The 19,600-nt window shown below is 37.1% G+C and carries 16 protein-coding genes, 2 tRNA genes and 1 pseudogene; 14 read left to right on the forward strand and 5 right to left on the reverse strand.

From position 1 onward, the window contains the following. Window positions 1–104: 104 nt before the first annotated feature. Both AB7942_RS22405 and AB7942_RS22410 read left to right on the forward strand, forming a co-directional pair. Window positions 105–186, forward strand: a tRNA-Leu gene (locus AB7942_RS22405). A gap of 312 nt (window positions 187–498) precedes the next feature. Further along, a tRNA-Gly gene (locus tag AB7942_RS22410) sits at window positions 499–572 on the forward strand. A gap of 79 nt (window positions 573–651) precedes the next feature. Here AB7942_RS22410 and AB7942_RS22415 read toward each other — a convergent pair. Beyond that, window positions 652–1,323 carry a B3/B4 domain-containing protein gene (locus AB7942_RS22415; RefSeq protein ID WP_369448572.1) on the reverse strand — a complete coding sequence of 224 codons (672 nt, stop codon included), beginning with the start codon at window positions 1,321–1,323 and terminating at the stop codon, window positions 652–654. 111 nt (window positions 1,324–1,434) lie between these two features. Between AB7942_RS22415 and queG the strand changes: the two genes are divergently transcribed. The 7 genes from queG to AB7942_RS22450 all read left to right on the forward strand — a co-directional run bounded on the left by queG (window position 1,435) and on the right by AB7942_RS22450 (window position 9,405). After that, complete coding sequence (gene queG, locus AB7942_RS22420; RefSeq protein WP_369448573.1) at window positions 1,435–2,565, forward strand: tRNA epoxyqueuosine(34) reductase QueG; 1,131 nt, start codon at window positions 1,435–1,437, stop codon at window positions 2,563–2,565. Between the two features lie 84 nt (window positions 2,566–2,649). Next, window positions 2,650–3,522, forward strand: coding sequence for an amidase domain-containing protein (locus AB7942_RS22425; RefSeq protein WP_369448574.1), 873 nt, complete (start codon window positions 2,650–2,652; stop codon window positions 3,520–3,522). A gap of 73 nt (window positions 3,523–3,595) precedes the next feature. Beyond that, on the forward strand, window positions 3,596–4,069 hold the full coding sequence (gene trmL, locus AB7942_RS22430; RefSeq protein WP_088085886.1) for a tRNA (uridine(34)/cytosine(34)/5-carboxymethylaminomethyluridine(34)-2'-O)-methyltransferase TrmL: 474 nt from the start codon (window positions 3,596–3,598) through the stop codon (window positions 4,067–4,069). A 52-nt stretch (window positions 4,070–4,121) separates the two neighbouring features. Further along, complete coding sequence (gene nfsA, locus AB7942_RS22435) at window positions 4,122–4,871, forward strand: oxygen-insensitive NADPH nitroreductase (protein WP_369448575.1); 750 nt, start codon at window positions 4,122–4,124, stop codon at window positions 4,869–4,871. A 324-nt stretch (window positions 4,872–5,195) separates the two neighbouring features. Beyond that, the gene (locus tag AB7942_RS22440) at window positions 5,196–7,091 is read left to right on the forward strand and encodes a PrkA family serine protein kinase (protein ID WP_088085888.1); all 1,896 of its coding nucleotides are present in this window, start codon (window positions 5,196–5,198) and stop codon (window positions 7,089–7,091) included. 275 nt (window positions 7,092–7,366) lie between these two features. Continuing rightward, window positions 7,367–8,533: a sporulation protein YhbH gene (gene yhbH, locus AB7942_RS22445; protein ID WP_088085889.1), complete on the forward strand. Its 1,167-nt coding sequence runs from the start codon at window positions 7,367–7,369 to the stop codon at window positions 8,531–8,533. A gap of 230 nt (window positions 8,534–8,763) precedes the next feature. Continuing rightward, window positions 8,764–9,405 (forward strand): copper homeostasis protein CutC, encoded by a 642-nt coding sequence (locus AB7942_RS22450; protein ID WP_369448576.1) that lies wholly within the window; start codon window positions 8,764–8,766, stop codon window positions 9,403–9,405. 109 nt (window positions 9,406–9,514) lie between these two features. Here the strand turns inward: AB7942_RS22450 and AB7942_RS22455 are convergent, their stop codons facing one another. Together AB7942_RS22455 and nagE are read right to left on the reverse strand one after the other, a co-directional pair. Continuing rightward, complete coding sequence (locus AB7942_RS22455) at window positions 9,515–9,943, reverse strand: PTS sugar transporter subunit IIA (protein ID WP_369448625.1); 429 nt, start codon at window positions 9,941–9,943, stop codon at window positions 9,515–9,517. A gap of 111 nt (window positions 9,944–10,054) precedes the next feature. Further along, window positions 10,055–11,491: pseudogene (nagE, locus tag AB7942_RS22460) on the reverse strand (N-acetylglucosamine-specific PTS transporter subunit IIBC); the annotation flags it as partial. Window positions 11,492–11,785: 294 nt separating this feature from the next. Between nagE and nagA the strand changes: the two are divergent. The 5 genes from nagA to AB7942_RS22485 all read left to right on the forward strand — a co-directional run bounded on the left by nagA (window position 11,786) and on the right by AB7942_RS22485 (window position 16,395). Continuing rightward, on the forward strand, window positions 11,786–12,985 hold the full coding sequence (gene nagA / locus AB7942_RS22465; protein ID WP_369448577.1) for an N-acetylglucosamine-6-phosphate deacetylase: 1,200 nt from the start codon (window positions 11,786–11,788) through the stop codon (window positions 12,983–12,985). Beyond that, window positions 12,982–13,737: a glucosamine-6-phosphate deaminase gene (nagB, locus tag AB7942_RS22470; RefSeq protein ID WP_369448578.1), complete on the forward strand. Its 756-nt coding sequence runs from the start codon at window positions 12,982–12,984 to the stop codon at window positions 13,735–13,737. The genes nagA and nagB overlap by 4 nt, the downstream gene beginning before the upstream one ends. A 24-nt stretch (window positions 13,738–13,761) precedes the next feature. Further along, window positions 13,762–14,484, forward strand: a complete 723-nt coding sequence (locus AB7942_RS22475) for a GntR family transcriptional regulator (RefSeq protein ID WP_088085894.1) — start codon at window positions 13,762–13,764, stop codon at window positions 14,482–14,484. A gap of 21 nt (window positions 14,485–14,505) precedes the next feature. After that, on the forward strand, window positions 14,506–15,243 hold the full coding sequence (locus tag AB7942_RS22480) for an SIS domain-containing protein (RefSeq protein WP_369448579.1): 738 nt from the start codon (window positions 14,506–14,508) through the stop codon (window positions 15,241–15,243). Window positions 15,244–15,696: 453 nt separating this feature from the next. Then, entirely contained in the window at window positions 15,697–16,395 is a 699-nt protein-coding gene (locus tag AB7942_RS22485; RefSeq protein ID WP_483310898.1) for a CAP domain-containing protein, read from the forward strand. 45 nt (window positions 16,396–16,440) lie between these two features. On the opposite strand, the gene AB7942_RS22490 is transcribed toward AB7942_RS22485, so the two are convergent. Both AB7942_RS22490 and AB7942_RS22495 read right to left on the reverse strand, forming a co-directional pair. Continuing rightward, window positions 16,441–17,712: a sensor histidine kinase gene (locus tag AB7942_RS22490; RefSeq protein WP_098932761.1), complete on the reverse strand. Its 1,272-nt coding sequence runs from the start codon at window positions 17,710–17,712 to the stop codon at window positions 16,441–16,443. 127 nt (window positions 17,713–17,839) lie between these two features. Continuing rightward, complete coding sequence (locus AB7942_RS22495; RefSeq protein ID WP_369448581.1) at window positions 17,840–19,366, reverse strand: diguanylate cyclase domain-containing protein; 1,527 nt, start codon at window positions 19,364–19,366, stop codon at window positions 17,840–17,842. Window positions 19,367–19,600: the final 234 nt, after the last annotated feature.

A 19,600-nucleotide genomic window follows, 5' to 3' on the forward strand; every position in this document is an offset into this window, starting at 1 on the left:
GCGGAACTGGCAGACGCACAGGACTTAAAATCCTGCGGTAGGTGACTACCGTACCGGTTCGATTCCGGTCCTCGGCATTGCTTTATCAAAACAATTTTATACTCGCCGGTGTGGCGGAATTGGCAGACGCGCACGACTCAAAATCGTGTTCCGTGAGGAGTATCGGTTCGACCCCGATCACCGGTATCATTTTGTTTTAAAAGAACATTTCTCATTAATTTGAGAAGTGTTTTTTTTTGCGAAAATTTAGTGCTTTATTGACCACTAATACATTAAAAGAGTCACAGCTAAGTTATTTGCTATGTTAAAGGATAATAAAATCTATTCGTGCCCCTCGCTGGTGAAAAAACGGCTAGTCATAGAAAATACAGTGTTAGATCATTTTCTATGTAACGAAATAAATTCGACAAAATTTGCGTTTTTCCCTTGACGATACTAAAAATAGCGTGTAATATAAAAAAGGTCAGTTGATGGTTCAAAAATTTGTCACTTATTAATGCGGGTGTAGTTTACTGGTAAAACCTCAGCCTTCCAAGCTGATGTAGTGGGTTCGATTCCCATCACCCGCTCCATACATATTAACTAACGCAGTGTATCGTTACATAAGAGAACGATGCATTGCGTTTTTTTCTATACAAAGAAAAAGATGCCCTATGGACACCTAAGGATTTGGAAGGAAGCTTCTCCTCCATGTAATTTTGTAAACATGTTCATTAAAGATCCTGTTAGTTTCATCGCGTTTTCAACGTCGGTTGAAGGTCTCAAATAAATAATTTGCAGGGCATTTTTAGTAGCAAAAGTTACTGGTGTTCTATCAGAATCAACGAACGGACTTCCAAATGGCCCCAGTTCATCACAAGATACAATTAGACGATTTAAAGAATTTATTCGCCCATTCAATCCAGTATATTCCTCACCCTCCGTTCCCAACCGAATGCTCACCCGTCCCTTTATGAGATCTAGGTCATATATTCCGATTGGTACTTGATATTGGAAAGAGAAAAAATTATTAATATCAATCGCACTATGAACAGAAGTAAGGTAATTTTGTTTTTGTACTCTCCTGTATAACGCCTCTACTGAGGGTCGATACCTGTTCGGGTCTTTACCGATCTTTTTAAAAATAGTACGCCATTCCTGAATGCCAGAGAGTTCAGTAACATTTTTATTTTCTAAATCAAAATAAATAGATTCTTGGAAAAGCTGGAGTCTTCCTTTTATCATTTGCTGCGATTCCCCGACCATAATATCTTTATATTCAATTATCCCCAGCTTAAAGTTAGGTAATTGCTCAAATAATTCCTGTGAGAGTTGAATTTCCAACCATTCCACCTCCAAAATTTCTTGAAAATAGTTTATCATAAATAGATGCTCATCTAATAATATAACAAGCCAATTATTAAATAAATGACTTCTAGGGAAGGAGGGGATCAAATGGATGTCCTAAACTTAAAGGAAGAACTCATCGCCTATAGTAAAGAAATTGGAATCGATAAAATTGGTTTCACAACCGCAGACACGTTCACTGAATTGAAAAGCCGATTAATAAAGCAACAGGAACTCAAATACCAATCAGGATTTGAAGAACCAGATATAAAGAAAAGAGTGACCCCTTCTTTATTACTAGAGGAACCTCGTTCGATCATTTCCATTGCCATTGCTTACCCTTCAAAAATGAATAACCGTGTTGAGAGTAAAAAGGGTGAGAGAAGAGGGATTTTCAGCAGGGCCTCTTGGGGTCTCGACTATCATCATGTTCTAAATGACCGGCTACACAAACTTGAGGAGTTTATCTCAGTAAGAATACCAGAAGCTAGGTTAAAATCGATGGTTGACACTGGAGAACTCTCAGACCGCGCTGTTGCCGAGCGTGCTGGAATTGGTTGGAGCGGAAAAAATTGTTCCATTATTACACCGGAGTTCGGATCATATGTTTATCTGGGGGAAATGATTACCAGTATCCCTTTTGAACCAGATACACCAATTGAAGATCAATGCGGGTCATGCACAAAGTGTTTGGATGCTTGTCCAACAGGGGCTCTTGTACAAGGTGGACAAATTAATGCACAGCGCTGTATTTCTTATTTAACACAAACAAAAACATTTATCCCAGATGAGTTTAGAGACAAAATTGGTAACCGCGTCTATGGCTGTGATTCCTGCCAAACAGCATGTCCGGTTAACAAGGGGAAGAATTTTCATTTTCATGAGGAACTTGAGGCAGATTCTGATATTGCCAAACCGTTACTAAAGCCAATCTTAAAATTAAGTAATCGGGAATTTAAAGCTAAATTTGGTTCCGTTGCTGGATCATGGCGAGGGAAAAAGCCGATTCAACGGAATGCGATTATCGCGCTTGCACATTTTAAGGATATAACAGCAATTCCCGAATTAGTGGATGTATTAGAAAATGAGGGAAGCACAGTATCAAGAGGAACAGCTGCCTGGGCCCTTGGGAAAATTGGCGGTGAAACTGCTTTTGCTGCCTTAAAAAAAGCTCAAGAGCTTGAAACCGATCTGGAAGTACAAAATGAAATAGAAAAAGGTTTAAGTTATTATAGGTAAAAATGAGTGAACTCAAGGGTTCGCTCATTTTTTTGATTGAAATCCTGTCTTCTCTCATATGTATGAGAGAAAGGGGTGAGAAATATGCTTCATTTGATACAAGATTTATTTGATAAAAGAGTAAATCAATTTGTCTCCGATAAAAGAACACATAAAGTATTTTTTCCAAAGGCTGAAATAAAACAATGTGCTTTGTCAAAAAGGTCTGCAGAAATTGTCAAAGTAAAAGCAGCCGGCAGAATAATAGAAAGAAATGAAGAGGATGAATTTCAAACAGTAAAATATCATGCTCATTATCAATATTTAATTAAGCAAAAAGGTATTCTTTACATGGAGGAAGAAGTTGAAGAAAGATTAGCTAAGTTTTATAAAGAGGCTTTAGTGATGGATGAGGAAATCAATCCTTATGAACATCATGAGCCTTATCAAGTACCAATTACACAGAGCTTAGAGGATAGTGATGAACGGTTAAGCTTTCAATACAACCGCTTAAAAGCTGTACAATATGCGGAACGCTGGTGGAATACCTACAATCCTGCCTACAAAAAATTTGAGAATGATTGCACCAATTTTATTTCACAATGCCTCCATACGGGCGAAGCGCCGATGAGAGGCTATCCAAATCGGGGTACAGGGTGGTGGCTCCAAAATAAGAATTGGAGTTATAGCTGGGCGGTGGCACACTCATTTAAGCTTTATTTTGCACATTCTAAAAGTGGTTTACGGGCACGGGAAGTCAGCAGTCCTGATCAATTATTATTAGGTGATGTAATTTGTTACGATTTTGAAGGGGATGGACGATTTAATCATAATACAATTGTTACGGGTAAGGATGCACATGGAATGCCGTTAGTGAACGCCCATACCTATAATAGCCGAATGAGGTATTGGGCATATGAAGATTCATCTGCATACACACCTAAAATAAAATATAAGTTTTATACGATTCTGGGTTAAAAATGCATCATTATTGAAAGGATAAACAAAAGTGGTATAATGGCATGTAGAGTTTTTTTTCGAGGTGAGAAACGTGTCAATAAATGTAGTATTATATCAGCCACAGATCCCTTCTAATACAGGAAATATAGCAAGAACATGCGCCGGAACAGATACCAATTTACATTTAATCCGTCCATTAGGTTTTTCGACCGATGACAAAATGTTAAAAAGAGCAGGTTTGGATTATTGGCAACACGTTAATATTGTCTACTATGATTCACTTGATGACTTTTATGAAAAGAATGCTGGCGGTGATTTTTTTTATATCACAAAATTTGGTCAAAAGCCTTTTAGCAGCTTTGATTATAGTAATTCAAGCAAAGATTACTATTTTATCTTTGGACGGGAAACGACAGGACTTCCGAAAGATGTTATTGAAAATAACAAAGACGTCAGCTTGCGGATCCCTATGAATGAAAATATTCGTTCTTTAAATTTATCCAATACAGCTGCCATTCTTATTTATGAAGCACTTCGTCAGCAAAACTATGCTCATCTAAAATAATAAAAGGAGGTCCTATCGGGCCTCCTTTTGATGAAATGAAAGGAAGTTTGTCATGAATGAAGTTATCAAAACAATTCTTAATCATCGTTCCCTTCGTCATTTTGAGGACAAGCCATTAACAGAGGAACAAATTAAAACGATTGTTACTAGTGCTCAAGCAGCGGCAACATCAAGTTTTATTCAAGCCTACTCTATTATTGGTGTTAAGGACAAAGCGAAAAAGAAAAAATTAGCTGAGATTGCTGGTAACCAAGAATATGTTGAAAAAAATGGTCACTTTTTTGTTTTTTGCGCCGATCTTTATCGTCACAACATTATTGGGGAGAAGGAACAAAAAGATGTTACTCCATCTATCGAAAGTACTGAAAAGTTCATGGTTGCTCTAATAGATGCTTCTTTAGCTGCACAAAATGCAGCGATTGCAGCGGAATCGCTTGGGTTAGGAATATGTTACATAGGTGGAATTCGCAATAACCTAGAAGAAGTTAAAAAGCTTTTAAAGACACCTGAACGGGTTATTCCTTTGTTTGGACTAGCTGTTGGAGTACCAACCAAATTGACAGACAAAAAACCTAGGCTCCCGTATGAACATGTTTATCATGAAGATGAATATGAACAAAACACTGAAGTTTATCTTACTCAACTGCAAAAATATGATGAATTGATTTCGTCCTACTATGAAGAGCGGACCGAAGGGAAAAGAAAGGACCGCTGGTCTGAACAAATGGCTATTATGCTTGATAGGAAGAGTAGAATGTATATGAAGGAGTTTGTTCAAAAAAATAAACTTAATCTTAAATAAAAAAACTGCCGTTTGGCAGTTTTTTTATTTTGAAGAACCTGGTTTATCGTTATAACCTGATGTGAAGATTGCCGCTAAAAACGTGACCATTACTAAACAAACGATGAAAGTGTTCATATTTATGTAATCCTCCTTCGTCATACATTTTTCATTTTTATCACACATATAGTTTTATTATAGCCTATCTTATAAAAATGAAAAGAGGGAGATTCTTTTTATTAACACAAAAAAGATAGACGCTACTTACAATGGTACGCATGTTCAAAAGCTTATCAGCATAGAGTATATTAATCGTCTCTGATTAACCTACAGGGGGAGGGCCTTATGGATATTCTAAAAAAAATCGAGATGTATCGCGAAGAAGAAGAAAAGCTACGGTGGGAAGGGTCATTCGCAGATTATTTACAGTTGTTGAAAGAGAAGCCATGGGTTGCACAGTCGGCACATTCACGAGTTTATAATATGCTTAAAGATGCAGGAATTACTGAAGAAAAAGGGACGAAAAAGTACGAATTCTTTAGCAATCAATTATTTGGTTTAGAGGAATCGCTGGAACGGCTTGTTGAAGAATACTTCCATCCGGCAGCAAAAAGGCTGGATGTAAGGAAGCGTATTTTGTTATTAATGGGTCCTGTCAGTGGAGGGAAGTCAACTCTTGTTACCATGCTAAAAAGGGGACTTGAAGCTTACTCTCTGACGGATAGAGGCTCTGTGTTTGCCATTAAAGGATGCCCAATGCATGAAGATCCACTTCATTTAATTCCACATCATTTACGCAAGGATTTCCATGATGAGTATGGAATTCGCATCGAAGGTAATCTTTCTCCATTGAATATGATGCGTCTAGAACAGGAGTATGGTGGACGAATCGAAGATGTTTTAGTAGAAAGAATCTTCTTCTCCGAAGATAAACGTACCGGAATCGGAACATTTAGCCCGTCCGATCCGAAATCACAGGATATTGCCGATTTAACAGGAAGTATTGATTTTTCAACCATTGCGGAATTCGGTTCAGAATCAGACCCACGTGCCTATCGCTTTGATGGTGAGCTTAATAAGGCGAACCGAGGAATGATGGAATTCCAGGAGATGTTAAAGTGTGATGAGAAATTCCTTTGGCACTTGTTATCTCTAACTCAAGAGGGGAATTTCAAAGCAGGCCGGTTTGCCTTAATTAGTGCTGATGAGCTAATCGTAGCACACACGAACGAAACTGAGTATCGTTCCTTTATCTCCAATAAGAAAAATGAAGCACTCCACTCAAGGATTATTGTTATGCCTATTCCTTATAACTTGAAGGTGTCACAAGAAGAAAGAATTTATGAAAAGATGATTAATGAGAGTGATGTTTCTGATGTTCACATTGCACCGCATACGTTAAAGGTAGCAGCGATGTTTACTATTCTTACCCGCTTAAAGGAACCGAAAAAAGGCGATATTGATTTACTTAAGAAAATGCGACTTTATGATGGGGAAAGTGTGGAAGGATTTAATACGGCGGATGTAGATGAACTTAAAAAGGAATATCCAGATGAAGGTATGAGTGGTATTGATCCTCGGTACGTGATTAACCGGATTTCATCCACGATCATTCGTAAAGAAATACCTTCAATTAATGCACTTGATGTATTAAGATCATTAAAAGATGGGCTGGATCAACACCCGTCCATCACTACAGAGTTACGTGAACGTTATATGAATTATATCTCATTAGCCCGTAAAGAGTATGATAATATTGCCAAGAAGGAAGTCCAAAAAGCATTTGTTTATTCATACGAAGAGTCAGCTAAAACGTTAATGGATAATTACCTTGACAATGTTGAAGCTTATTGCAACAAATCAAAGCTTCGTGATCCACTAACTGGAGAAGAAATCAATCCAGATGAAAAGCTCATGCGTTCCATTGAAGAACAAATCGGCATCTCTGAAAATGCGAAAAAGGCTTTCAGGGAAGAAGTACTAATAAGAATTTCTGCTTTTGCAAGAAAAGGCAAACGTTTTGACTATAACTCTCATGACCGCCTGCGTGAAGCTATTCAAAAGAAATTGTTTGCAGATTTAAAGGATGTAGTAAAAATCACCACTTCATCGAAAACACCTGATGAACAGCAATTGAAAAAGATAAATAACGTGGTGGCCAGGTTAGTTGATGAGCATGGCTATAATACAACATCAGCTAATGAATTGCTGCGTTATGTTGGTAGTCTATTAAATAGATAAGTGGATTAAAATAGCTAGGACTGGCAGAAGGTAATCTGTCAGTCTATTTTTTTCCTTATTAAGGTACGGATAAACCTCGGTGCATCCACATTGATAATTTGTCCAATTTAGTAGGCAAAAGCACAATTGTCAAAATAATTTGTAAATTATTCTATTTTTCTGCATAGGATAAAGTAATCCATATTTATCTTAATTTTTTCACTCGAGTTATAATATGTATTTGATAAAAATTTGTGCATTTTGGAAACTAATAAATTAATAAGGAGGGGTTTACATTGTCAGTTAACAACCATCAATTTGTCATTTCAAGAGAAGATTGGTCCCTCCACCGTAAAGGCCACGATGATCAACAAAGGCATCAAGAAAAAGTCCAGGAGGCAATTCGCAACAATCTTCCAGACTTAATTACAGAAGAGAGCATAATTATGTCTAATGGTCGAGATGTCGTAAAAATTCCGATTCGTTCATTGGACGAATATAAAATTCGTTATAATTATGACAAAAACAAACACGTGGGCCAAGGTGATGGTGACAGTCAAGTAGGTGATGTCGTAGCACGTGACGGTTCTAGCGGTCAAAAGGGACCAGGCAAAGGCCAAGGCGCGGGAGACCAAGCAGGCGAAGATTATTTTGAGGCAGAAGTATCATTAATGGAGCTTGAGGAAGCCCTATTTAAACAATTAGAGCTTCCAAATTTAAAGAGAAAAGAACAGGAAGAGCATCTCGTTGAAAATATTGAATTCAACGATATACGAAAAACAGGTTTAATGGGGAATATCGATAAGAAACGAACGATGATGTCTGCATTTAAAAGGAATGCAATGAGCGGGAAGCCTGCTTTTCACCCTATTTATAAGGATGATTTGAAATTTAAGACTTGGAATGAAGTAGTTAAACCGGATTCAAAAGCGGTTGTCATCGCAATGATGGATACAAGTGGAAGTATGGGGATATGGGAGAAATATATGGCACGCAGCTTTTTCTTCTGGATGACACGCTTTTTAAGAACGAAATATGAAACAGTGGAAATTGAGTTTATTGCTCACCATACTGAGGCTAAAGTTGTTACTGAGGAGGACTTCTTTTCTAAAGGAGAAAGCGGTGGGACGATTTGTTCATCCGCATACCGCAAAGCCTTAGAAATCATTGATGCCAAATACAATCCACGAAAGTTCAACATCTATCCATTCCACTTCTCTGACGGTGATAATCTCACATCGGATAACGCCCGCTGCGTGAAGCTAGTTGAAGAATTAATGAAGGTGTCAAACATGTTCGGGTATGGAGAGGTAAACCAATACAACCGCCATTCAACCTTAATGTCGGCTTATAAGAACATTAAAGATGATCAATTCCGCTACTATATTCTTAAGCAAAAAGCAGATGTATTTCATGCAATGAAGAGCTTTTTCCAAGCAGAAGAAGAGAAATTATTCGCTTAACAAAAACGACTGGTGTCAGGCACCAGTCGTTTTTTTCTATTGCTACAATTTACTTTACATTAAGCTTTGTGGAATTGGTAAAGATGACAGGGTGATAGGGGGAAAGTAGGAAGGTTCATGAATGTTTTTTTCTTGTAGGGTAACATGATGAACCTGCAAGAAAACAGGAGATTTGATTTGCTTAGTGTTCCGGGAGTATTCTTTGAGTTGTATATGAAAGGTGGGTGTATATGCTAAAAGAAGTTTGTGTAGAGAATTTTACTTTGGTTCCTGTGGCTATTGAAAAGGGGGGACATCGCATTGAGCTTTGTGACAACCTATCTGTCGGAGGCACTACTGTTAGTCACGGGGTAGCTGCAAAAACCATTTCATATTGTCACTCCAAAAATACGAAGGTAATGACCATGGTTAGGCCCAGAGGTGGAAACTTTACTTATACTAAAGAAGAAATTGAGATTATGCAAAATGATATTGCCCATTTCAAACAGTTAGGGACAGATGGAGTGGTGATTGGCTGCTTAAATGATTCTGATTGGATTGATGAGGATGCCATGCTCAAACTGCTAGAATCTGCGAAAGGGCTGGATGTAACCTTTCACATGGCGTTTGATCAGATAAAAAATGAATACCAGTTTGAAGCTATTGATTGGCTTGTGAAACATCGAGTGAATCGAATTTTAACACACGGAGGACCGAGTTCTAAATCAATTGAAGACAACCTTAGCCGTTTGAGGGAATTTGTGGATTTTGCGGGTGACCAAATTATTATTCTTCCTGGAGGGGGAATTACTGTCAAGAACTTAAATAATATCGCAAGTATGTTAAATATTAATGAAGTTCACGGGACAAAAATTGTAGGTGAGCTATGTTAAGTTGCTGGCTCGAAAAACACAAATTGATAAGGGTTTGAATATCACTGAATTGATATTCAACCAATAATATCAAAAAATCGACAGGTGCCTGGCCTGCCGATTTTTGTTGTTATTCAATTGATAGGATTCCGTCTTGACCTTGGGTTAATTGTCCCTGTTTCTTTACATTTAATTTTCTTAAGTTTGTAAAGATAACTGGTGTAATTGCTGATGGTACTGATTTCTTAATGAATTCTAGATCAAACCTCAAGATTTCCTGACCTTTAGTTATTTGCTGTCCTTCTTTTACTAGTACATTAAAGCCCTCACCTTTTAAATTAACGGTATCCAAGCCAATATGAATAAGGATTTCATAGCCTTGCTTTGATTTAATTCCGATTGCATGCTTAGTAGGGAAGATATTCATGATTTCGCCGTCCACTGGTGAAACGACAGTACCTTTAGATGGAATAATTCCAAAGCCTTCACCCATCATTTTTTGTGAGAAAACTTGGTCTGGCACTTCAGTAATCGGGATAATTTCCCCTTCGATTGGCATAACAAAATCTTTTTCAGAAAGTGGTGAGAGTTCATTAGTTTCAATAGGAGCTGCCACTTTTTGTGCTAAATCCGAATTAATTCCAGCCTTATCAAATTTATTGGTCCCATTACGATGTTTTATAATTTCGTCTGCTACGAATTGTACATTGGTTCCGACAATCACTTGAATGCTTTGCTTCCCAACGATATTGATTCCAGGTACACCAGTCGCTTTAATTTTTTGTTGGTCGACTGCATTCATGTCTTTTACTTCCATTCTTAAGCGCGTTACACAATTGTCTACAGAAGTAACATTTGCGTCTCCGCCTAATCCTTCATATATCTGTGCGGCCATTGCGGCAAATTTACTTTCACCTGCTGCAACGACAACATCAGAAGACTCCTCATCATCTTCTTCACGTCCAGGAGTCATTAAGTTGAATTTCGTAATGATGAATCTGAATAAGAAATAGTAGATAACCGCAAACACTAAACCTTGAAGGATTAACATATAAGGGTGGTTTGCCATCGGCAATCTTGAACTTAAAACAAAGTCTACTAGACCGGCACTAAAACCAAATCCTGCTGTCCAATGGAATGCAGCTGCGATGGCTAATGAAATACCTGTTAATACCGCATGCACCAAATAAAGCATTGGTGCTACAAACATAAATGCAAATTCCAATGGTTCTGTTACTCCAGTAAAGAATGCAGCGAAACCTGCTGCCAGCATTAAGGATGCTACTTGCTTTTTCTTTTTCGTTTTAGCTGTATGATACATTGCCAGCCCTGCTGCTGGTAAACCAAACATCATGATCGGGAAGAAGCCGGCTTGATACATTCCTGTGACTCCCTTTACTCCCTTTCCAGACCAAAAATTACCAATATCATCGATTCCTGCAACATTAAACCAGAACACTGCGTTTAAGGCATGGTGTAAGCCAGTTGGAATTAGTAGTCGGTTGAAGAATCCGAATAGACCAGCGCCAATGGCACCTAATCCACTTATCCCTTTACCAAAAGAAACTAATCCTGTAAAAATTGGCGGCCAAATAAAGAATAATACTGCAGAAACGACTAACATCGAAACCGCTGTCATAATTGGAACGAGTCGTTTCCCGCTAAAGAATGCTAAAGCATCCGGAAGCTTCACATGACTAAATCGGTTGTACATCATTGATGCGACTATCCCCGAAATAATACCAACGAAGGCATTTCCGATTTTTCCAAACGCAGGATCTACTTCTTCTGGTTTAATTCCTTGTAGCAATGCCACTGATCCTGTTGAAAGCAAGGTTGTTACAACCAGGTAAGCTACTAGACCACTTAACGCAGATGAACCATCTTTTTCTTTCGCCATCCCTAGTGCTACCCCAACAGCAAATAGGATGGGGATATTATCAATAATTGATGAACCAGCTTTAATTAAGAAAGCAGCTAGCGGACTATCCGCCCCCCAACCTGTAGGGTCGATCCAATAACCAATTCCCATCAAAATGGCTGCAGCCGGTAAAACAGCTACAGGTAACATCAATGAACGACCAATTCTTTGTAAATATTTCTTCATCGTATTACCTCCTAACTAAAGTTTTAAAAAAATTAACTATAAAATGAAGTATTCCATCAAAATAATTGATGATTGGTGTAAGCGCTTTTCCATGAGTAAATATACCACTAAATGTTTATAGATGTCTATACCAATTTTAAAAATTTTATAATAGATAGTTACATTCCTTTACTATCAAATGGTTAGTATAAGTGGGGAATTTTTATTTTTTCATCAGATAAAATTGGTATAGACAACTAGAAATAGGTGATGCTAAAATATAGTTGTAGAGTTACCTGAAGGGAAGTAATATCAATGATTCAACAGATTAGGCATATTTTGCTTAAGGGAGTCCAAGTTTATTCAGAAGATATATTAATTGAAAATGGATTTATTAAAATAAATAACGGAAAAATAGTGGAAATCGGATCAATGGAAGAACTTGAAAAGGAAAATGAATTTGAAATTATTGAGCTTCCTGGGCACTATAAAGCAATTCCCGGTTTAATCGATGTTCATATTCATGGCGTCAATGGTGCTGATACGATGGACGCCACTAAGGAAGCACTGGACATAATAGTTACAGCTTTACCGAAAGAAGGAACCACGAGTTTTTTAGCTACAACAATGACTCAAGAAGGTAAACAAATTGAAAATGCTTTAATAAATGCAGGGCAATACATTGAAGAGCAGCAATCAATTGGAAAGGCCGAAATACTTGGCCTCCATCTTGAAGGTCCGTTTGTAAACTCAAAAAGAGCAGGGGCTCAGCCGATTCAGCATATTATTGACCCAGACCTTGCTTTATTTCAAAAATGGCAAAATCTAACAAACGGAAATATTAAACTTGTCACACTTGCGCCAGAGCGACCAGGCGGATTAGAAATGATTCGATATTTAAAGTCAAATGGGATCATTGCATCAATTGGTCACACCGATGCAACCTTTGATGAGGTTGACGAAGCCATTGATGCTGGTGCAAATCACGTAACCCATCTTTTTAATCAAATGAGGGGACTGCATCATCGTGAACCCGGTGTCGTGGGTGCAGCTTTTTTACGAGACGAATTAAAGGCTGAAATTATCGTGGATGGGGTGCATGTTCGTCCGGAAATGGTAAAACTTGCTTTTAAACAAAAGCAAAGTGAAGGGTTAATCTTAATAACCGATTCCATGCGTGCAAAATGTTTGAAAAATGGTAAATATGATCTTGGTGGTCAAGAGGTAACTGTAAAAAATGGAAAAGCGGTCCTTGAGGACGGAACCCTGGCAGGAAGTATTTTAAAATTGGGGCATGCAGTAAAAAATATTATTGCTTACACTGGCTGTCCACTTGAAGACGCAATTGAAATGGCTTCCGTGAATCCAGCAAAGCAGTTGAATATTTATGATCGGAAAGGCAGTATTGCTGTTGGAAAAGACGCAGACATTGTCATTCTTGATGAAGAAATGGAAGTTTATATGACACTTTGCCATGGGGCAATTGCATTTAATAGGGAGGAAAACTCAAAATGAGAATTATCGAAGTAAAAGATTATCAACAAATGAGTAACAGAGCGGCTGAATTTATCATTGAAAAGGTAGTTCAGAATCCAAGTATTAAACTTGGATTAGCAACAGGTGGGACACCAATCGGAACCTATAAAAGTCTAATCGAGGATCACAAAATGAATGGGACCTCTTATCAGAAAGTAACCACTTTTAATTTGGATGAGTACATGGGACTATCAGGTGATAATAAGAACAGCTACCGGTATTTTATGAATAACCAACTTTTTAATTATATTGATATGAATAAAGCTAAATCAAATATTCCAAGCGGAATTGCTGCTGATTTTCAAGAAGAATGTGATCGTTATGAAGATTTAATTGCTAAGCATGGTGGCGTTGATTTACAAATTCTCGGAATTGGCAGTAATGGGCATATTGGATTCAATGAACCAGGGACTTCCTTTGATTCCAAAACGCATATTGTAAAGTTAGCACCTTCGACCATTCAAGCAAATGCAAGATTTTTTAACCGAATTGAAGAGGTTCCTACAAAAGCGATTACGATGGGGATTGCAACCATTATGAAAAGCAAAGAAATTCTTCTTCTCGTTTCAGGTGAAAAGAAAAAAGAAGCACTGTTTAGACTTTTGAACGGCGAAATTAATGAAAGTTTTCCTGCATCCGTGTTGAAAAATCATCCTTGTGTTACAATAATTGCAGATAAAGCGGCAATAGCAGATATAAAGGTTCACTATAGCGAAAAGGTGCCAATGTAAAGGAAAGGATGCAGTTGGAGGAAAATGATTAATAAGAATTCTCCCATTCCAATTTATTATCAGCTTGAAGGATATATCAAAGAGTTAATTGAAAACGGCGAATTACGACCTGGTGATTCTCTCCCTCCTGAGAGAGAATATGCGGAGAAATATCAAATTAGCCGGATGACAGTTAGACAGGCCTTTACACAGTTAGTAAATGAGGGCTATTTATATCGTTTGCAAGGAAAAGGAACATTTGTTGCAGAAAGAAAAATCGAACAGCCCCTTCAGGGATTAACAAGCTTCACAGAAGATATGAAGGCAAGAGGATTGGAACCAGGGAGCCAATTAATCCACTTTGAAATTATTCCGGCGACAAAACAAATAGCAGGTCAGCTTTTGATTTCTGAATATGGACCCGTATATGAAATCAAACGGATTCGTATGGCAGATAGTGTCCCAATGGCCTTAGAAACAAATTATATTTCAGCAAATCTCGTTAAAGGACTTACGGAACAAATTGTAAATGAATCCCTATACGCACATATTGAAGGACAGTTAGACTTAAAAATTGATAGCGCTTCTCAGATTATTGAATCATCAATTGCCAGCCAAAGTGAGGCAAATTATTTAAAGATCAGCAAAGGGTCACCAGTCATGTTAATCCAAAGAAATACTTTTCTTAAAGATACTACCCCGGTTGAATTTGTTAAATCTGTATATCGGGCGGATCGTTACAAGTTTATGATTCAGATGAAACGCTGAAAACAAAGGAGATTATTTATCTTGTTCAATCTTTATTTTTCTAAGCTTAAAGAATTAATAAGCTTAATCGAAAAAGATGAAAATGAAAACCTCAAAATAGCTGCAGAGAAAGTGGCCAAGTGCATCCAAAAGGATGGGATTGTTCATGTTTTTGGTTGCGGACATTCCCATATGCTTGGGGAAGAACTATTTTACCGAGCTGGTGGACTGGTTCCAATTAATCCAATCCTAATAGAAGATTTAATGCTGCATAAAGGGGCGGTTCGCTCCTCTCAATTAGAAAAAGAAAATGATTTTGCAGAACAATTCATGATAAATGTGAAGATTCAACCTCAAGATGTTGTCATTGTCGCATCAACCTCTGGCAGGAATCCTGTGCCAATTGATGTGGCCGAGATTGCTAAAGATAAAGGTGCATTTGTCATTAGCGTCACATCGTATGTTTATACAGAAACAGTGAAGTCAAGACATAAAAGTGGTAAATATTTGTATCATACGGCTGACCTTTCCATTGACAATCATATTAAAGTGGGTGATGCATTAATGGAGCACGAGTCACTTGGTGTAAACTTTGGTTCTGGTTCAACGGTTATAGGGACAGCAATTGTTAACGGAATAATGGTTGAAGCCATCCGCATAATGATTGAAAATAATTTTGAACCGCCAATCTTTAAAAGTGGCAATGCAGATGGTGCCGAAGAACATAATCGAGATCTTATTAACAAATATAAAGGCCGGATTCCGATGCTGGAAAATTGACCTTTAAAAACAAGCCGACAGTTTCAATAGTTGGTTTTTTTTATGGAAAATTGTTAATATGCCCGATTATTAAATACGTTTATTTTCCATCAATACTTTCTTTGAAAAACATTAACACTATGAAGGCAACATGAATTTCAGAAGGAGGTATTTCGATTGATAAAACCAGTTGGGTTACTTTTAACAGCGGTCTTAACAATGGGCCTTGCTGCTTGTAATAACAATGATAATAAAGAAATAAATGATCAAGGTTCAAATCGTATAGGAATGAACACCAATAACAGAATCAATACTCCTTATATGGATGTACGTAATGGGAGAGATGATGGGATCGACCACAATGGTCCTTTAACTGAGGATTACACGAACAATAATAACAGCGAATCTGATTCTGATGTAAATTTTTATAACAATAATCGAAAAAACAAGAAAAATTACAAAAACAATGATGATATGATTTCTGCATATCAAACAAATTTGAACAGTAATCAATACCCTCATACAAGGGCGGTATTAATCCAAGATGCAAAGTACCAGTTTATTCGTCTCGATCCTAGACTAGGTAATTTGGCACTCCAACAGATCCAACCTTATATTCAGCAGCAAAGACCGAATGTACAAGCACCAGTCCAACAACAACCAGCACCCATTCAACAACCAGCACCAATTCAACAACAACCAGCACCGAAGCAACAACGGCCAGCACCACCACAAGCCCAACCGGCACCAAAACAGCCAGCTACTACACAAAATAATGCACCGGCTACTGGGACAGTTAGTCAATACGTACAACAAGTAATTGACTTAACAAATGCCCAACGCAGTAAAAACGGACTTCCTGCTTTAAAGGCTGACACACAGTTAAACAGTGTTGCACAGAAAAAATCGTTGGATATGCAGCAAAAAAATTATTTTTCACATACAAGCCCAACCTATGGATCACCATTTGACATGATGAGAGACTTTGGCGTGACTTATAAATCTGCAGGTGAAAATATCGCACAAGGACAACGAACGCCACAAGAAGTAGTAACTTCTTGGATGAACAGTGAAGGGCATCGTAAAAATATCTTAAGTTCAAATTTTACTCATATTGGGGTAGGATTTGAAGCGACAGGCAAACACTGGACCCAAATGTTTATTGGCAAATAAAGTAAAAACAAACCGACAAAAGTTAGTCTTCTGTCGGTTTGTTTTTTAAATGATATTATTTTCTTTTTTCATTATCGACGAAATCGTTGGAAATTTAAAATGAAAAGTGGTTCCCATTCCCACTTCACTTTCAGCCCAAACCGTACCATCCATTGCACGTGCAATGCTGTAAACCACCATCATACCTAAGCCTGTTCCATTTTTTCCTTTTGTGGAATAAAATGGTTCTCCTAATCGCTCTAGCTGTTCTATGGTCATTCCTACACCAGTGTCCTTCACACTAATGGTTACATTGTTTTTACTATACTCAGTTGTAACAGTTAAATAACCTCCATTAGGCATTGCTTCAATTGCATTTTTGAGGACATTCACAAAACATTGACGGAACTTTTGCCCATCCCCTTTTATAAACCCAATCACTGAAAAGTCTGTGCTAATCTCGACTGAATTTTGATTGGCTAAGGGCTGAAGAATATTAATTATTTGCCGTAATTCACTTTTTACATTTATTTCCTCAAACGCTTCTATCGATGGTTTTGCAAAGGTTAAATAATCTTGTATAACCCGTTCAGCCGAAATTAATTCCTCTTTTACGATCGATAAATATTCTTTCCGTTTATGCCTTGAAAGGTAATCATCTTGCAGGAGCTGAACAAACCCGCTAGCTGCAGTTAGTGGATTTCGAATCTCATGGGAAATGGCAGCTCCCATTTGTTCAACTGCTTTTAACTTTTCAGCTTTAATCAGCTGCTGCTGCATTTCATTATTTCTTCTAACAAATTCAATCCCATATGAAATGATCCCAATTCCGAGAGAGGGAATGAATAAGAACGCAGTCCATGCATCCAGCCAATAGTAATGGGGATGGGCGAAACTCATCCCAATAACTGTCACTATGCCGAGGATTATTCCCAAACATACAGTCACGAAAATGCGGCGTGCTGGCACTTGTTTTAAAAACCAAGGATATAATCGCCAAAATACTACTGTGAGAGGTACATAAAGCAACATTGTTTGATAAAAGCCTGAATCAAAGCCATAGAAACCCCGTATAATAATAATTGCCCCAATTAGAATCGGGCCTATTCCAACATAAAGGGCCCCCAAAACCAAAGGAATAATCCTTAAATCATATCGAGCATATGAAATTGGATTGTATGAGAATTGAATACATAACCATAACATGACAATAAAAAAGAATGTTAGTGAGGGTTTGGATAGGGTGAATTTTTTATAATTATCGAAAAAAATTAAACAAAAAAACAATAAAACGATATATATTGAGAGGTTAAAGAAAAGATGTTTCGTAATTTCCATTGTCATCACCATCCAAAAAGGGCTGATAGGAAAATTTTACATGTATTTTCCGCATTATACAACAAAATTTGCATAATATTTAGAAAAATATGTTTGGATTTGATAAAAAAAGGAAGGCTTGTATTATTTACAAACCTTCCATGCTTAAATGAGAGGATGAAATTGTATTTCTACCTTTTGTTTTAGATAAATATAATGCCGAATCAGCCATTTGGATTAATGCCTGCGGTTTTTCTAAAGTTGTTGGAACCATTGTGGCAAATCCAATACTTAGCGTAACAATATCAGCAATGTCAGAACTAATATGAGGAATTTTAAGTAACTTAATTGTCTCCTGAATTTGATAAGCAATTTTCATCCCTTCCTCCATGGTTGTAGAAGGAGAGATGAGAGCAAATTCCTCCCCTCCATAACGGCAAAAAGTATAATGAGATTTAACAGCTATTTGATTGTTAATAGCTTGTGCAATTGATTGTAAGCAAAAATCTCCAGTTAGATGGCCGTATGTATCGTTGTATTTTTTAAAGTAATCAATATCAAACATAATTAATGTGATTGGCGTATGACTTATAGAAGAATTAGCCCATGTTTTCTCAAGCGTTTCATCAAAATATCTTCTGTTGGCAATCCCTGTTAGTCCATCTAAGTAGGATAGTTGATTGAGTAATTGATTTGCCTCTTGTAGTTTTTGTTCCGTAAGTTTTCGATCAGTAATATTTCTTGATACAATAATGACTTTCTTACTTCCATCTTCTTCGAAGTGAACACTCTTTAAAGTAGATTCAATCCAAACATAATCTCCTTTACTCGTACGGTACCTGTAAGTTGATTCAGCCACACCCTCATGAAGTGCTTTTTCAAACATGTCTTTTGTTTGGGCAACATCATCTGGATGAATAAAAACCTCCATTTTTTTTCCGAGAAGTTCAGTGTACTCAAAATGAATAATTTCTTTTACAGCGGGTGAAATATAAATATATTCGGCTTTTTCGTTGTGCATTGTAATCATGTCACTGGAATATTCAGCTATGAGGCGAAAACGTTCTTCTGTTTCCTTCAATTTCATGACATTATGCTTTAATTGATTTTGTACTTCGTATGACTTCACCACGAAGACAAAAAAATGATAAGCAAAAAAACCACCAATGAGAGAAATTAAATAATGTATGGTTAAAACATTTTTGAGTATTGGGAAGTTGTCAATTCTGATAATGAAAATGATTGAAACAATTAACAAACCAATCAGATTCATTATGAAAGCCTTTAAAGTTCTGGAACAGTTTAATGTTGCGATTCCGCCACAGAGGATGCCTGTTAGTACAGCCCCGATTGCTCCCAGTAAGGAAGATTCATTCATACCAAAAAGAAGGATTCTTCCTGCTGCAATAAGGACAGCAGCCAATATTGCTGGGATATACCCACCGAAAGTTGCAGCGATCACTATTGCCAAATGGCGTAGATCAGCAATTGTGGTTTCGTTAATTTGAATACTAAACGTCATTAAAATATTCCCTAGAACTCCAAAACAAAATCCCCAATATAATTTTGAGGATAGCGGAGAGGAAGGATTTATTGGCTTATCTTTAAATAACACTCCCATAATAGAAAAGGAAGCAATTAATAGTGCGCCATTTGAAACAAAATCTTTTAACATGAATACTCTCCTGGAATAGTGAATAAAGTTCTTAGAGCTATTGTGCAATATTATTTCAAAAATTATTTGCATCTTCCAATTATACTATGAATTAGATATTTATGACAAAGTTAGATTAAAAAAGGATTCCTGTATTAAAGGAAAAAAAACTTGCTCAATATTGAACAACAGGTGACGTCCTTGAACATTTAGTGTCGATTTTTTTAATTACATCAAAATACTTCTTCTGACTTC

This window comes from Neobacillus sp. BF23-41, from assembly GCF_041106275.1.

Excerpts from the sequence above, each read along its gene's own strand:
- queG (WP_369448573.1), top strand. The coding sequence starts at position 1,435 with ATGGATGTCCTAAACTTAAAGGAAGAACTCATCGCCTATAGTAAAGAA.
- AB7942_RS22425 (WP_369448574.1), top strand. The coding sequence starts at position 2,650 with ATGCTTCATTTGATACAAGATTTATTTGATAAAAGAGTAAATCAATTT.
- nfsA (WP_369448575.1), top strand. The coding sequence starts at position 4,122 with ATGAATGAAGTTATCAAAACAATTCTTAATCATCGTTCCCTTCGTCAT.
- AB7942_RS22440 (WP_088085888.1), top strand. The coding sequence starts at position 5,196 with ATGGATATTCTAAAAAAAATCGAGATGTATCGCGAAGAAGAAGAAAAG.
- AB7942_RS22450 (WP_369448576.1), top strand. The coding sequence starts at position 8,764 with ATGCTAAAAGAAGTTTGTGTAGAGAATTTTACTTTGGTTCCTGTGGCT.
- AB7942_RS22455 (WP_369448625.1), bottom strand. The coding sequence starts at position 9,943 with ATGCCAATCGAAGGGGAAATTATCCCGATTACTGAAGTGCCAGACCAA.
- nagA (WP_369448577.1), top strand. The coding sequence starts at position 11,786 with ATGATTCAACAGATTAGGCATATTTTGCTTAAGGGAGTCCAAGTTTAT.
- nagB (WP_369448578.1), top strand. The coding sequence starts at position 12,982 with ATGAGAATTATCGAAGTAAAAGATTATCAACAAATGAGTAACAGAGCG.
- AB7942_RS22475 (WP_088085894.1), top strand. The coding sequence starts at position 13,762 with ATGATTAATAAGAATTCTCCCATTCCAATTTATTATCAGCTTGAAGGA.
- AB7942_RS22485 (WP_483310898.1), top strand. The coding sequence starts at position 15,697 with ATGATTTCTGCATATCAAACAAATTTGAACAGTAATCAATACCCTCAT.
- AB7942_RS22490 (WP_098932761.1), bottom strand. The coding sequence starts at position 17,712 with ATGGAAATTACGAAACATCTTTTCTTTAACCTCTCAATATATATCGTT.
- AB7942_RS22495 (WP_369448581.1), bottom strand. The coding sequence starts at position 19,366 with ATGTTAAAAGATTTTGTTTCAAATGGCGCACTATTAATTGCTTCCTTT.